Source organism: Pseudomonas fluorescens group sp. PF-1 (assembly GCF_054481335.1).
In genome coordinates, this window is the sequence record NZ_JBTMNG010000002.1 from 1,068,802 (window position 1) to 1,082,746 (window position 13,945).

General features: G+C 61.4%; 15 protein-coding genes and 1 pseudogene. 10 read left to right on the forward strand and 6 right to left on the reverse strand.

Annotated features, from left to right (window positions below; genetic code table 11):
• Positions 1-79 precede the first annotated feature (79 nt).
• Positions 80-1,606: a CoA-acylating methylmalonate-semialdehyde dehydrogenase gene (locus tag ACX3YD_RS19510; RefSeq protein WP_103404065.1), complete on the forward strand. Its 1,527-nt coding sequence runs from the start codon at positions 80-82 to the stop codon at positions 1,604-1,606.
• Positions 1,607-1,616: 10 nt separating this feature from the next.
• The gene (gene mmsB / locus ACX3YD_RS19515; protein WP_458960804.1) at positions 1,617-2,504 is read left to right on the forward strand and encodes a 3-hydroxyisobutyrate dehydrogenase; all 888 of its coding nucleotides are present in this window, start codon (positions 1,617-1,619) and stop codon (positions 2,502-2,504) included.
• A 152-nt stretch (positions 2,505-2,656) separates the two neighbouring features.
• Here the strand turns inward: mmsB and ACX3YD_RS19520 are convergent, their stop codons facing one another.
• The 4 genes from ACX3YD_RS19520 to ACX3YD_RS19535 form a co-directional block, all read right to left on the reverse strand.
• On the reverse strand, positions 2,657-3,001 hold the full coding sequence (locus ACX3YD_RS19520; protein WP_030128140.1) for a cupin domain-containing protein: 345 nt from the start codon (positions 2,999-3,001) through the stop codon (positions 2,657-2,659).
• Between the two features lie 153 nt (positions 3,002-3,154).
• Positions 3,155-3,526 carry a MerR family transcriptional regulator gene (locus ACX3YD_RS19525; protein ID WP_458960805.1) on the reverse strand — a complete coding sequence of 124 codons (372 nt, stop codon included), beginning with the start codon at positions 3,524-3,526 and terminating at the stop codon, positions 3,155-3,157.
• A gap of 63 nt (positions 3,527-3,589) precedes the next feature.
• Positions 3,590-4,165, reverse strand: a complete 576-nt coding sequence (locus ACX3YD_RS19530; protein WP_458960806.1) for an NAD(P)H-dependent oxidoreductase — start codon at positions 4,163-4,165, stop codon at positions 3,590-3,592.
• Between the two features lie 46 nt (positions 4,166-4,211).
• Positions 4,212-5,096 (reverse strand): LysR substrate-binding domain-containing protein, encoded by an 885-nt coding sequence (locus ACX3YD_RS19535; RefSeq protein WP_458960807.1) that lies wholly within the window; start codon positions 5,094-5,096, stop codon positions 4,212-4,214.
• A gap of 343 nt (positions 5,097-5,439) precedes the next feature.
• Between ACX3YD_RS19535 and ACX3YD_RS19540 the strand changes: the two genes are divergently transcribed.
• Positions 5,440-6,204, forward strand: a complete 765-nt coding sequence (locus ACX3YD_RS19540; protein WP_458960808.1) for a sulfite exporter TauE/SafE family protein — start codon at positions 5,440-5,442, stop codon at positions 6,202-6,204.
• Here ACX3YD_RS19540 and ACX3YD_RS19545 read toward each other — a convergent pair.
• Positions 6,194-6,508, reverse strand: a complete 315-nt coding sequence (locus ACX3YD_RS19545; protein ID WP_458960809.1) for a putative quinol monooxygenase — start codon at positions 6,506-6,508, stop codon at positions 6,194-6,196. The genes ACX3YD_RS19540 and ACX3YD_RS19545 overlap by 11 nt on opposite strands.
• 163 nt (positions 6,509-6,671) lie before the next feature.
• On the opposite strand from ACX3YD_RS19545, the gene ACX3YD_RS19550 reads away from it, so the two are divergent.
• The 7 genes and pseudogenes from ACX3YD_RS19550 to ACX3YD_RS19580 all read left to right on the forward strand — a co-directional run bounded on the left by ACX3YD_RS19550 (position 6,672) and on the right by ACX3YD_RS19580 (position 12,960).
• Complete coding sequence (locus tag ACX3YD_RS19550; RefSeq protein WP_458960810.1) at positions 6,672-7,262, forward strand: NAD(P)H-dependent oxidoreductase; 591 nt, start codon at positions 6,672-6,674, stop codon at positions 7,260-7,262.
• A gap of 85 nt (positions 7,263-7,347) precedes the next feature.
• Complete coding sequence (locus ACX3YD_RS19555) at positions 7,348-8,259, forward strand: LysR family transcriptional regulator (protein WP_458960811.1); 912 nt, start codon at positions 7,348-7,350, stop codon at positions 8,257-8,259.
• Positions 8,260-8,362: 103 nt separating this feature from the next.
• Positions 8,363-9,256, forward strand: coding sequence for an NAD-dependent epimerase/dehydratase family protein (locus tag ACX3YD_RS19560; RefSeq protein WP_458960812.1), 894 nt, complete (start codon positions 8,363-8,365; stop codon positions 9,254-9,256).
• A gap of 197 nt (positions 9,257-9,453) precedes the next feature.
• Entirely contained in the window at positions 9,454-10,899 is a 1,446-nt protein-coding gene (locus ACX3YD_RS19565; protein ID WP_103404055.1) for a SulP family inorganic anion transporter, read from the forward strand.
• 34 nt (positions 10,900-10,933) lie between these two features.
• A pseudogene (locus tag ACX3YD_RS19570) lies at positions 10,934-11,014 on the forward strand (MurR/RpiR family transcriptional regulator); the annotation flags it as partial.
• A gap of 1 nt (position 11,015) precedes the next feature.
• Entirely contained in the window at positions 11,016-12,473 is a 1,458-nt protein-coding gene (locus ACX3YD_RS19575; protein ID WP_458960813.1) for an N-acyl-D-amino-acid deacylase family protein, read from the forward strand.
• A gap of 118 nt (positions 12,474-12,591) precedes the next feature.
• On the forward strand, positions 12,592-12,960 hold the full coding sequence (locus ACX3YD_RS19580) for a glyoxalase superfamily protein (protein WP_103404054.1): 369 nt from the start codon (positions 12,592-12,594) through the stop codon (positions 12,958-12,960).
• A 119-nt stretch (positions 12,961-13,079) separates the two neighbouring features.
• Here ACX3YD_RS19580 and ACX3YD_RS19585 read toward each other — a convergent pair whose 3' ends face one another.
• Complete coding sequence (locus ACX3YD_RS19585; RefSeq protein WP_404943280.1) at positions 13,080-13,943, reverse strand: methyl-accepting chemotaxis protein; 864 nt, start codon at positions 13,941-13,943, stop codon at positions 13,080-13,082.
• Positions 13,944-13,945 lie beyond the last annotated feature (2 nt).

Consider the following 13,945-nt stretch of genomic DNA (forward strand, 5'->3'; position numbering starts at 1 on the left):
AATTCGCGACACACGCCTCATCGCAAGGCGACTTTTTCGCCTTGGCTCCCAAGATAAAAACAAGCATCCGGAGACCCACATGAACGCTTCGCTTACGCCTAACGAAACCACGCTGCACAAGGTCAAGCTGTTGATCGATGGCGAGTGGGTCGAATCCAAGACCACTGAATGGCACGACATCATCAACCCGGCGACCCAACAGGTGCTGGCCAAGGTGCCGTTTGCCACCACTGAAGAAGTCGACGCCGCGATCAGCGCCGCCCATCGCGCCTTCCAGACCTGGAAGCTGACGCCGATCGGCGCGCGGATGCGCATCATGCTCAAGCTGCAGGCGTTGATTCGCGAACATTCCAAACGCATCGCCGTCGTGCTCAGCAACGAGCAAGGCAAAACCATCGCCGACGCCGAGGGCGACATTTTCCGTGGCCTGGAAGTGGTCGAACACGCCTGCTCCATTGGCACCCTGCAAATGGGTGAGTTCGCTGAAAACGTGGCGGGCGGTGTCGACACCTACACCCTGCGTCAACCGATCGGCGTCTGCGCCGGCATCACGCCGTTCAACTTCCCGGCGATGATTCCGCTGTGGATGTTCCCGATGGCCATCGCCTGCGGCAACACCTTCGTACTCAAGCCGTCCGAGCAGGACCCGCTGTCGACCATGCTGCTGGTGGAATTGGCGATCGAAGCCGGCGTTCCGGCAGGCGTGCTCAACGTCGTGCACGGTGGCAAGGACGTGGTGGATGCGCTCTGCACCCACAAGGACATCAAGGCGGTTTCGTTCGTCGGCTCGACTGCGGTCGGCACTCACGTCTACGACCTGGCCGGCAAGCACGGCAAACGCGTGCAATCGATGATGGGCGCCAAGAACCACGCCGTGGTGCTGCCGGATGCCAATCGCGAACAAGCGCTGAATGCGCTGGTGGGCGCCGGTTTCGGCGCGGCCGGTCAACGTTGCATGGCCACGTCGGTGGTGGTGCTGGTGGGCGCGGCCAAACAGTGGTTGCCTGACCTCAAGGCCCTGGCGCAAAAGCTTAAGGTCAACGCGGGCAGTGAGCCAGGCACCGACGTAGGGCCGGTGATCTCGAAAAAGGCCAAGGCGCGGATTCTCGATCTGATCGAAAGCGGCATCAAGGAAGGCGCGAAACTGGAGCTGGACGGTCGCGACATCACGGTTCCCGGTTTCGAGCAGGGCAACTTTGTCGGCCCGACGCTGTTCTCCGGCGTGACCACCGACATGCAGATCTACACCCAGGAAATCTTCGGCCCGGTGCTGGTGGTGCTGGAGGTCAATACCCTCGACGAGGCCATCGCCCTGGTCAACGCCAACCCGTTCGGCAACGGCACCGGCCTGTTCACCCAGAGCGGTGCGGCGGCGCGCAAATTCCAGAGCGAAATCGACGTCGGCCAGGTCGGTATCAACATCCCGATCCCCGTGCCGGTGCCGTTCTTCAGCTTCACCGGTTCCCGTGGTTCCAAACTCGGCGACCTCGGCCCGTACGGCAAGCAAGTGGTGCAGTTCTACACTCAGACCAAGACGGTCACCAGTCGCTGGTTCGATGACGACAGCGTCAACGACGGTGTGAACACCACCATCAACTTGCGTTAAGGAGCCGGACATGAAAATCGCTTTTATCGGTCTGGGCAACATGGGCGCGCCGATGGCGCGCAACCTGATCAAGGCCGGCCATGCCCTGCGCCTGGTCGACCTGAACAAAACCGTGCTGGCGGAACTCGAGCAGTTGGGCGGCAGCATCAGTGCCTCGGCGCGGGAAGCGGCTGAGGGTGCAGAGCTGGTGATCACCATGCTGCCGGCGGCCGTCCATGTGCGCAGTGTATGGCTGGGTGAAGACGGCGTTCTGGCCGGTATCGGCAAAGGCGTACCGGCTGTGGATTGCAGCACCATCGACCCGCAGACCGCGCGTGACGTGGCCGCCGCTGCCGCCAAACAGGGCGTGGCCATGGCCGATGCCCCGGTGTCCGGCGGTACGGGGGGCGCCGCTGCCGGGACGTTGACCTTCATGGTCGGCGCCACGCCGGAACTGTTTGCCACCCTGCAACCGGTACTCGCGCAGATGGGCTGCAACATCGTCCATTGCGGTGAGGTCGGCACCGGGCAAATCGCTAAAATCTGCAACAACCTGCTGCTGGGGATTTCGATGGTCGGCGTCAGCGAAGCCATGGCCCTGGGCGATGCCCTGGGCATCGACACCAAGGTGCTGGCGGGCATCATCAACAGCTCCACCGGGCGTTGCTGGAGTTCGGAGATGTACAACCCATGGCCGGGCATCGTCGAAACGGCGCCTGCGTCACGCGGCTATACCGGTGGTTTCGGTGCCGAACTGATGCTCAAGGATCTGGGGCTGGCCACCGAAGCGGCACGTCAGGCGCACCAACCGGTGGTGCTCGGCGCGGTGGCCCAGCAGTTGTATCAGGCGATGAGTTTGCGTGGGGAAGGCGGCAACGACTTTTCGGCGATCATCAACAGCTATCGCAAACCCTTGTAGGAGCGAGTTCGCTCGCGATGGTCGTTAACGATAACGCGACAAGCCTGACCCCCCTTGGCGGTCTCAGGTTTTTCGCGAGCAAGCTCGCTCCTACAGGTATTGATGGACATTTACCGGGAAATCACGTCGGGTGATCTCCCGGTTTTTTTGTATCAGGCAAACACGAAATACTTGCGCACGGTCTCCACCACTTCCCACGTGCCTTTCATGCCTGGCTCGATGACGAAAATGTCACCGGCGCGCAGGTGGATCGGCGCCATGCCTTCCGGGGTGATGATGCAGTAGCCTTCCTGGAAGTGGCAGTACTCCCACTTCACGTATTCCACGTACCACTTGCCCGGCGTGCAGATCCAGGTGCCCATGATCTTGCTGCCGTCTTCGCTGGTGTAGGCGTTGAGGTTGACGGTATGCGGATCGCCTTCGAGTTTTTCCCATTTGCAGGCGTCGAGCACCGGCAGCGGGTGAGTGTCGCGAAGAACAGTAATCGGTGCGGACATGATGACTCCGAGCGTTGGGGAGAACTGAAGTCGCACCCTATAGGGCTTGGTGGTGCGTCAGTTGTCTGTGCTCGACATCGAGGTATCCAGAAACGCAGCAGCCAGCGTCCGGCCGCGTAAGTCTTCCGAAGCCCTGTTGCCGGCCGATGATTATCAAAGTTTGTCGAGCCGGCACTGTTCTTGAGCATTCTGCAAGCTCGCCTCTAAGTCCTCCAGCGCCCGGTGGCGTTGTTGGAGGGCGTCGATGTTGTCCATCAGCTCGCGTTTTTTGTCGGCGATGGCGACTCGCGCAAGTGCCCATGGAAAGGCCTCGCCCCGGTGCTGTTCGAACATCGCCTGCATTTCCTTGAGCCTGAAGCCCAGCTGTTGGGCGCACTTGATGAACATCAGCAACTCGACGTGTTGCTGCGAGTAAGTGCGGTACTTTCCCTGGCGCTGCGCGGGGGGCAACAAGCCGATGGCTTCATAGTGGCGGATGCTTTTGACGGTGCTTCCCGAGAGTCGCGCAGCTTGACCGATGTACATGAAAGTCCCTTTTTAAATGTCCCGAACAATGCGCCTTTAGGCCCTGCGCATTATCCGGGACATTCAATGAGCGGCGATAGCATGCACCTGTTCGAGCCAGGTCTGCCGTTGCGCTGCGTTGGCCCCGAGAATCGGCCCGAACGTGAGGGTTTTGGTGGGCTTGATGCCGCAAAACTCCAGTGTGGTTTTGCGGACCTCGTGCAGCCCCGGCATGCGATAGATCCAGCGGTAGTACCAGGGTGGCGTATCCATGGTTACCAGCAAATGGGCGCTGCGACCGTGCAGCAGTTTGTCGGGAAAGGCCTTGCCTTCGCGGTACTTGAAGGCGAAACCGGACAGCAACACGCGATCGAAAAAGCCCTTGAGCAAGGCTGGAATCCCGCCCCACCAGATCGGATAGACCAGCGTCAGATGTTCGGCCCACAAAATATCTGCCTGTGCCTGGCGCAAGTCCGCTTCCAGTGGCTGAACCTGTTGATAGCCCTCGCGCAGGATGGGGTCGAAGTCCAGTTTCCCGAGAAGCAATTGGCGCACCTCGTGCCCGGCCTGCAGCGCCGATTGCGTGTAGCGCTCGGCGAGGGCGGCGCAAAAACTTTTGCTCGACGGATGACCCAGAATCACCAGCATTCGTTTGCCCATTGCCGCTGTCCTTGAAGTTGAAAGCCTCAAGGGTAAAGTCTGCCCCTCAGGGGAGAGTCAAGGCGTGCAGCAAGGCCTTGGCATAACCGGGCAGTGTCGCGAAATCCCTGGCGCAGAGCTGGAGCGTGCGTCGGGCCCAGGGTTCCTGCAGGGCGATGCAGTTGAAAGGGGCTTCTCCCGGCCAGCGTTCGACCGCCGCCAACGGCACAATCGCCAGTCCCGCGCCGCGAGCGACCATGCGCATCACGCCATCGAAACCATCCGCGCGGATGCGGATCTGCAAGCGCGCGCCGACATGCAGCGCTTGTTCTTCGAGGTACGTCGCCAACGCGCTGTTGGCGTTCAATCCAACGTAATCGTGGTGCAGCGTATCGCTGAAGGCGATCGACCGGGTGTCGGCCAGAGGGTGATGACGGGGCACGATCAAGCCCAGGGGATCGTCACGAAACGGCAGGGTCTGCAGGTTGTCGGTGTCCACGGCATCGGAGACGATACCGAGGTCGGCCGCGCCCTGACGCAAGGCATGCGTGATGCGGGCGCTGGGCAGTTCCTGCAGGTCGATGTCCAGGTTGGGATGTTCGCGCAGAAAGTCCGCGAGCAGTTCCGGCAGGTACTCGGTGAGCGCGGTGGTGTTGCACAACAGCCGCACCTGACCTTTGACGCCATTGGCGTATTCGGCGAGGTCCTGCTGCATGCGTTCGGCGTGTTGCAGCAAGAGCCGGGCGTGCTGCGCCAGCGCTTTTCCCGCCGGCGTGGGAGTGACGCCACGCCGGCCACGCTCGAGAAAATCAATGCCGATTGATGCTTCCATGGCACGGATTCGTGCGCTCGCCGCTGCCAGCGACAAGTGACTGCGCGCGGCACCGGCGGTGATGTTGCCGCTGTCGAGGATATTCAGGTACAGGCGCAGGTCGGTCAGGTCGAAGTGCATCGTCAGCCTTTGGCTATCTGTTGTCTGAAGGGGACCTATCGCGACCAAACCCACTCCCACAAGGGATTGGTGTCGTTCGCAGGCCTCATGTAGGAGCGAGCCTGCTCGCGATGGACTAAAGAGCGCCGCGTTTAACCAGTAAACACGCGTTATCGTTAACGACCATCGCGGGCAGGCCCGCTCCCACAGGGGATTTGTGTCATTTCACAGGTCCACTGTGGGAGCGAGCCTGCTCGCGATGGCGTCAGTCGTCGCGCCTCATTTCTCAGCCTCTTGTTTTAAGAGAGGCAGCCTCAGTATATGGCAGATTTTCAAGCGACCACGGCGGGCTCACCATGGCCCCATGAATACACTTGCCTCGTTTTACCAACATATCGGTTTCGCCCTGACATTGCTGGTCATGGTGACCTTTCTGCTGGCCGGCACGATCAAGGGTGTGATCGGCCTGGGTCTGCCGACCATCGCCATGGGCTTGCTCGGTCTGGCTATGGCCCCGTCACAGGCTGCTGCGCTGTTGATCATTCCCGCGACGCTGACCAACGTCTGGCAATTGGCATTCGGCGGACATTTGCGCGGTTTGATCAAACGACTCTGGCCGATGCTGCTGGCGATTTTCGTCGGCACCGGGGCCGGCACGTTGTGGATCGGTATGGCGGGCGGGCACTGGGTGGTGCGGGGATTGGGGGCGGCGCTGTTGCTCTATGCGTTGAGCGGGTTGTTTCTGCCGACCTTGCGCGCAGGTGCCCGCAGCGAACCTTGGCTCGGTCCACTGTGCGGTGGACTGACAGGCATCATCACCTCGGCCACCGGCGTGTTTGTGATCCCGGCGGTGCCGTATCTGCAAGCGCTGGGCTTGAGCAAGGATGAACTGGTACAGGCGCTGGGCCTGTCGTTTACCGTGTCGACACTCGCCCTGGCGGGTGGCTTGTTATGGCGTGGCGCGCTCGGTGGCGGCGAGTTGAGCGCGTCCTTGCTGGCGCTGATTCCGGCAGTGCTCGGCATGTGGCTGGGGCAATCGCTACGCCAGCGGATCAGCGCCGTGTTGTTCATACGCGTGTTCTTAATCGGCCTCGGCGTGCTCGGCGGCCACTTGTTGATCAGCGGCTAGCGGACGACGGGCTGATCATGTTGATGGCGCGGATCTCGAAATCGCGCTCCAGGTATTCGTCGCGTTGATCGAGGAACTGCTTCATGTGCGGGAGATTTGCATGCACGTCGAGGTGGGCCTGGGACTGCCAGATCTCATAGAAGATGAACAGGGTCGGGTCCAGCTTGTCGCGCAGCATGTGGTACTCGATGCAGCCGGGCTCGGCGCGGCTGGCTTCTACATGGCCGCTGAAAAAAGCTTCGAAGGCGTCGGATTTTTCCGGGCGGGTCTTGGCGTGCAGGATGAAGCCTTGCAGTTCACTCATCGAAAATACTCCTCAAGTCAGAATGAGCGCTAGTCTAAGTCAACAATCACCCATCAATTCGTGCTTGTGGGTCAAATGAATTTTGCGATGAAGGCGCTTATTCCGCGCGAGGTGAATCGGTACGCTGCCGCCATCCAACTTTCTGACCTTTCCGAGATCCCCCATGAAAAAAGTCCTGTTGCTCAATGGCGGCAAACAATTCGCCCATTCCGATGGCCGCTACAACACCACCCTCCACGAAACCGCGTTGAGCGTGCTGGACCGTGGTGGCGTGGATGTCAAAACCACGTTCATCGACGAGGGCTACGACATCGCGGAAGAAGTCGCCAAGTTCCTCTGGGCCGACGTGATCATTTACCAGATGCCCGGCTGGTGGATGGGCGCGCCGTGGACCGTGAAGAAGTACATCGATGAAGTGTTCACCGAAGGCCATGGCAGTCTCTATGCCAGCGACGGACGTACCCGTTCCGACGCATCGCAGAAGTACGGCAGCGGCGGCTTGATCCAGGGCAAACAGTACATGCTGTCCCTGACCTGGAACGCACCGCAGCAAGCCTTTGACGACCCGACCGACTTCTTTGAAGGCAAAGGCGTGGACGCGGTGTACTTTCCGTTCCACAAGGCCAATGAATTCCTTGGCATGACCGGGTTGCCGACCTTCCTTTGTGTCGACGTGATGAAACGCCCGAACATCGAAGGCGATGTGGTGCGCTACGAGCAGCATTTGATTGAGGTGTTTGGCCTGAAGGCTTGAGGCTCCGCTACTATCGATAGCTGGAGCGGGCACCTGGAGTCGGCTCTGCTTTGAAAATGAGCAGGACTATCGATAAGGAACACACGTGAAAGCCAGATCCGATGAGTTGCAGATTTTCGTCTGCGTGATTGAGTGCGGGTCGATTTCTGCGGCGGCCGAGCAGGTGGGGCAAACGCCTTCGGCGGTCAGCCGCACGCTGTCGAGGCTGGAGGCCAAGCTCGATACCACGTTGATCAACCGCACGACGCGGCGCATGGACCTGACCGAGGAGGGCAAGTACTTCTTCGAACAGGCCAAGCTGATTCTCGATCAGATGGACGAACTCGAAGAACGCCTGTCCTCGCGCCAGCAAACGCCGTCCGGGCGTTTGCGCATCAACGCCGCATCGCCATTCATGCTGCACGCGATCGTGCCCTACATCGATGAGTTCCGCCGGCTCTATCCGGACATTCAACTGGAACTCAACAGCAACGACCTGATCATCGACCTGCTCGAACAGAGCACCGACATCGCCATCCGCATCGGCACCCTGGCCGACTCGACCCTGCATGCCCGCTCCCTGGGTTGCAGTCCGCTGCACATCGTCGCCAGCCCGGCGTACCTGGAAAAGCACGGTACGCCCACCGCCGTGGCCGACCTCACCGCTCACACCTTGTTGGGATTCACCCAGAACGAAGGCCTCAACCAATGGCCGCTGCGCTACGTGCACGGTGACCGCTGGCCGATCCAGGCCTCGCTCAGTGCCTCCAGCGGCGAAACCATTCGTCATCTGGCGCTGGAAGGGCAGGGCATCGCCAGTCTGTCGCATTACATGACCATCGACGACATCCGCGCCGGACGCTTGAAAGTCTTGCTGGCCGAGTTCAACAGTGGTTATCGCCAGCCGATCAACGCGGTGTATTACCGCAACTCGCAACTGGCCCTGCGAATTCAATGTTTCCTGGATTTCATCCAGAGCAAATTGGCGCTGTACGCAGCCGACGATTTCAGCGATTGATTCGTGACTCCTGCGCAAGAGTGAATTGGCCCGGCAGGGATTTTTCGTCAGGGATCGCTGCTTGATACTCGGTGCATCACTGATCAACGCAGGGAGTTCCTCCATGAATGTATTCGTCACCGGCGCCGCCGGCTTCATCGGCGGCTCGATCGCCACGGGCCTGATCCGCGCGGGTCATCGGGTCACCGGTCTGGTGCGCAGCGCCGAACAAGCGGATGAACTGACGGCGCTTGGCATCACCCCGGTCATCGGCACTCTTGACGACAGCGCACTATTGGCCGATCAGGCCCGCGCCGCCGACGCGGTGATCAACACCGCCAGCAGTGACCATCGCGGTGCGGTGCAAGCCCTGCTCGACGCCCTGCGCGGTTCCAATAAGGTGTTCCTGCACACCAGCGGTTCGAGCATCGTCGGCGATGCGTCGGGCGGAAAGTCCAGCGATGTCATCTACTACGAAGACAACCTGCCGGAACCGACCGTCGACAAGGCTGCACGGGTGGCCATCGACAACCTGATCCTGGCGGCGGCCAGGGACGGCGTGAATTCGGCGGTCATCTGCAACACCCTGATCTACGGCCACAGCCTGGGCGTCCATCGCGACAGCGTGCAGTTGCCGCGTTTGCTGAAACAGGCGCGTAAAAGTGGCGTGGTGCGCCACGTCGGGACCGGCCAGAACATCTGGTCCAACGTGCACATCGAAGACGTGGTGGCCCTGTACCTGCTGGCGCTGAGCAAAAACGTCCCCGGCACGTTCTACTTTGTCGAAAGCGGCGAAGCGTCGTTCATCGACATGACCACGGCGATGGCCGAGGTGTTGAAACTGGGCAAGCCGCAAGACTGGGCGCTGAAAGACGCCGAAGCCGAATGGGGTTATGAAATGGCCAACTATGGCCTGGGCTCCAACAGTCGGGTTCGCGGCAAGCATGCGCGGGCGTTGCTGGGCTGGGTGCCGAAGCGCACGTCGGTGGTTGAATGGATTCTTAACGAAATGGTGTGAGTTCGCTCTGGACCGCGTCATCGTTCATCGCGAGCAGGCTCGCTCCCACATTAGACCGCGCCGGTATGGAGAACGCGGTTCACTGTGTGGCGAGCCTGCTCGCGATGGCGTTTTCGAAGTCGCATAAACTGGCCGGGCCGCCCGCGATTCCGTAACATCCGCAAACTCTTTCTTGCGACTCCCTGCATGCGGTCCCCATGAAACCAAAACATCTACGCGCCGATGCCCTGGCCGGCCTCACCACGTCTTTCGCCTTGCTGCCCGAATGCATCGCCTTCGCGCTGGTGGCCCACCTCAATCCGCTGATGGGGCTGTATGGCGCGTTCATCATTTGCACCCTGACCGCGCTGTTCGGTGGTCGGCCGGGCATGGTCTCCGGGGCCGCGGGTTCGATGGCGGTGGTGATTGTCGCGCTGGTAGTGCAGCACGGTGTGCAGTACTTGCTGGCCACGGTGTTACTCGGCGGCCTGGTCATGCTGGCGTTCGGGCTGCTGCGGCTGGGCAAACTGGTGCGGATGGTGCCGCACCCGGTGATGCTCGGCTTCGTCAACGGCCTGGCGATCATCATTGCCCTGGCGCAACTGGAGCACTTCAAAAGCGGTGAGGCCTGGTTGAGCGGTGCGCCGCTGTACATGATGATCGGCCTGGTCGCGGTGACGATGGCGATTGTCTATGTGCTGCCGCGCCTGACCCGCACGGTCCCGCCAGCCTTGGTGGCGATTCTGGGCGTTGGCCTGGCGGTTTACCTGCTCGGCCTGCCGACCCGAACCCTGGGCGACATGGCGCACATCGCCGGCGGCCTGCCGACGTTTGCCCTGCCGGACCTTCCCTGGAACCTGGAAACCCTGCGCATCATCGCGCCTTACGCGATCCTGATGGCGCTGGTCGGTTTGCTGGAAACCCTGCTGACCCTGAACCTCACCGATGAAATCACCGAGAGCCGCGGCTACCCCGATCGCGAATGCGTGGCGTTGGGCGCGGCCAACGTGGTGTCCGGCCTGTTTGGCGGCATGGGTGGTTGCGCGATGATCGGCCAGACCGTGATCAACCTCAGTTCCGGTGGTCGTGGTCGCTTGTCCGGTGTGGTCGCCGGGGTGGCGATCTTGCTGTTCATTCTGTTTCTGTCGCCGCTGATCGAGCGCATTCCGCTGGCAGCTTTGGTCGGGGTGATGTTCGTGGTGTCGCAGCAGACCTTTGCCTGGGCCTCGCTGCGGGTGCTGAACAAGGTGCCGCTCAATGACGTGCTGGTGATCATCGCAGTGACGGTGATCACGGTGTTCACCGATCTGGCGACGGCCGTGCTGTGCGGCATCATCATCGCGGCCCTCAACTTCGCCTGGCAGCAGGCCCGCGAGTTGTATGCCGACACTCACGTCGAAGCCGACGGCAGCAAGTTGTACCTGCTGCATGGCACGCTGTTCTTCGCCTCGACCACACCCTTTCTCAATCAGTTCGATCCTGCCAACGACCCTTCCGTGGTGACCCTCGATTGTCGCCACCTGAGCTTCGTCGATTACTCGGCCATCGCCGCGCTCAAGACATTGCGCGAGCGCTATGAAAAGGCTGGGAAGCACCTGCGGGTGTTGCACTTGTCCGAACGCTGCAAGAAGCTGCTCAAGCGGGCGCGCGTGCAGCACGACTGAGGTCCCGCCCGTGGCAGGCGCGATGAAAGTCCACCATCAAGAACGTCTGCGGCGGTTCAAACTCGCCCTGGACGATTACCGCGGCGGCGATGATCACTTGCTGTTGGGAGACTGAGATGATGTATGACACGCTGATTCGCAACGCGCTGATCATCGATGGCAGTAACAGCCCCGGCTACCCCGCCGACCTGGCGATACTGAACGGTCGCATCGAGCGCATCGGCGACCTGCACGACGCCCGCGCCACCGAGGAGATCGACGCCGCCGGTCGCGTGCTGGCGCCGGGTTTCATCGACGTGCACACCCATGACGACACCGTGGTGATCCGCCAGCCGCAAATGCTGCCCAAACTCAGCCAGGGCGTGACCACGGTGATCGTCGGCAACTGCGGCATCAGTGCTTCGCCGGTGAGTTTGCGCGGCGATCCGCCGGACCCGATGAACCTGCTGGGCAGCCGCGCCGCTTTTGTTTATCCGACGTTCAGCGATTACCGCGCGGCGGTCGAAGCGGCGAACACGACGCTGAACGTCGCCGCGTTGGTGGGCCACACCGCACTGCGCAGCAACCATCTCGACGATCTGTATCGCACCGCCACGGCCGATGAAATTGCCGCGATGCGCGAACAGCTGCGCGAGAGCCTGGAGGCCGGTGCGCTGGGACTGTCCACGGGCCTGGCTTATGCCAGCGCGTTTTCGGCGTCCACCGATGAAATCATGCAACTGACCGAAGAACTGACAGCTTTCGGCGCCGTCTACACCACCCACTTGCGCAGCGAATTCGAACCGGTACTGGAGGCCATGGACGAGGCGTTCCGGATTGGCCGTCATGCGAAAGTCCCGGTGATCATTTCCCACCTCAAATGTGCCGGCGCCGGTAACTGGGGCCGCAGCCCGCAGCTGCTGGAATCCCTCGAACGTGCCGCGCAAACCCACCCGGTGGGCTGCGATTGCTATCCCTATGCGGCGAGCTCTTCGACCCTGGACCTCAAACAAATCACCGACGCCCATCGCATCACCATCACCTGGTCGACGCCGCATCCGGAGATGGGCGGCCGCGACCTGATGGACATCGCTGCCGAATGGAACCTGTCGTTGCTCGATGCCGCCCGCCAACTGCAACCGGCCGGTGCGGTGTATTACGGGATGGACGAGGCGGACGTACGCAGAATCCTCGCGCATCCGCTGTCGATGGTCGGCTCCGACGGTTTGCCGGAAGACCCGTTTCCCCATCCTCGTTTGTGGGGCGCGTTCCCTCGGGTGCTCGGACATTTCAGCCGCGACGCAGGGCTGTTTGCGCTGCACACCGCCGTGCACAAAATGACCGGGCTCTCAGCGGCGCGATTCGGTTTGAAGGAGCGGGGCGAGATCCGCGAAGGACATTGGGCCGACCTGGTGTTGTTCGACCCGGCGACTATTCGCGACGTGGCGGACTTCAATGATCCGCAACGGGCGGCCGAAGGCATCGACGGCGTGTGGGTCAACGGGGTTCTGAGTTACTGCGACGGTCAGGCGAACGGGCGCAGGGCAGGGCGGTTTCTGGCGCGGGAAGGGGATTTGCGAGACGGGTTTGAGTGAGGTTTTGGCGTTGCATCACAGTAGTGGCACATTGAGATTAAAGAATGCCATGACCAAGCCGAATTGCTGAGGTACAGCCCGGCTACACGCCGGGCAATTTCCGTCTGGGAGCAACGCGATGAGCTTGGGCAAAACCACCCCGATCCTGCGGATCTTCGATGAAATCAAGGCCGTTGAGTTCTACGTCGACTTCCTCGGGTTCAAGATCGATTGGCAGCATCGTTTCGAACCCGACTCCCCGTTGTACCTGCAGGTTTCCCACGGTGAATGCGTGCTGCATCTGTCCGGACACCAGGGTGACAGCATGCCGGGCTCGGCCCTGCGCATCGAGACCGATGAACTGGAAGCGCTCCAGCAACAATTATTGGCCAAGCAATACCCCTTCGCTCACCCGCAGATCCAGGCGATGCCGTGGGGCAGCCAGGACATGACCATCGCCGATCCGTTCGGCAATCGGTTGGTGTTTACCAACGCGATCAGTGTGTGAGCATGTGCGGTGACAATCAGATCGCCATCGCGGGCAAGCCCGCTCCCACAGGGTACTCACTGAACCTGTGGGAGCGGGCTTGCCCGCGATGGGATCTGTGGTTCAGCGCTGATCCAGCGTCAGACCCGAAAGTGGCTCACCATCGCTTGCAACTGATTCCCCAGCCGCGCCAGTTCAACACTGGACGCTGCCGTTTCGTCGCTGGCCGCAGCGGTCTGTTCGGAGACGTCGCGCACGTTGATGATGCTGCGGCTGATCTCTTCGGCCACGGCGCTTTGCTGTTCGGCGGCGGCTGCGATCTGCTGGTTCATCGACTGGATGTTGGACACCGTGCGGGTGATGTTTTCCAGTGAAGCGCCGGCCTTGCGGGTCAGGGCCACGCTGCTGTCGGTCAGGACGCGGCTGTTGTTCATCACCATTGCCACTTGTTGGGTGCCGTTCTGCAGACCGGCCACCAGGCTTTCGATTTCTTCGGTGGATTTTTGCGTACGCTGGGCCAGGCCTCGGACTTCGTCGGCCACCACGGCAAAACCACGTCCGGCTTCACCGGCGCGCGCCGCTTCAATGGCCGCGTTGAGCGCCAGCAGGTTGGTCTGTTCGGCCACGGCCTTGATTACGTCCATGACGCTGCCGATCTTGTCGCTTTCCTGTTGCAGCACGCCCATGGCTTCGGTGGATCGCACCACTTCGCTGGCCAGGCGTTCGATCTGGTCGATCGCTTCGGCCACCACTTTGTCACCTTCGCGAGCTTCACCATCAGCCGCGGCTGCCGCTTGCGAGGCCTGCTCGGCATTGCGCGCAACTTCCTGCACGGTGGCGGTCATTTCGTGCATGGCGGTGGCGACCTGATCGGTTTCGACTTTCTGGCTGTTGACCCCGGCGCTGGTTTGTTCGGTCACGGCCGATAATTCTTCGGCAGCGCTGGCGATCTGGGTGACGCCGTCGCGGATGCCACTGATCAGGTCGCGCAGGGTCACGCCCATGC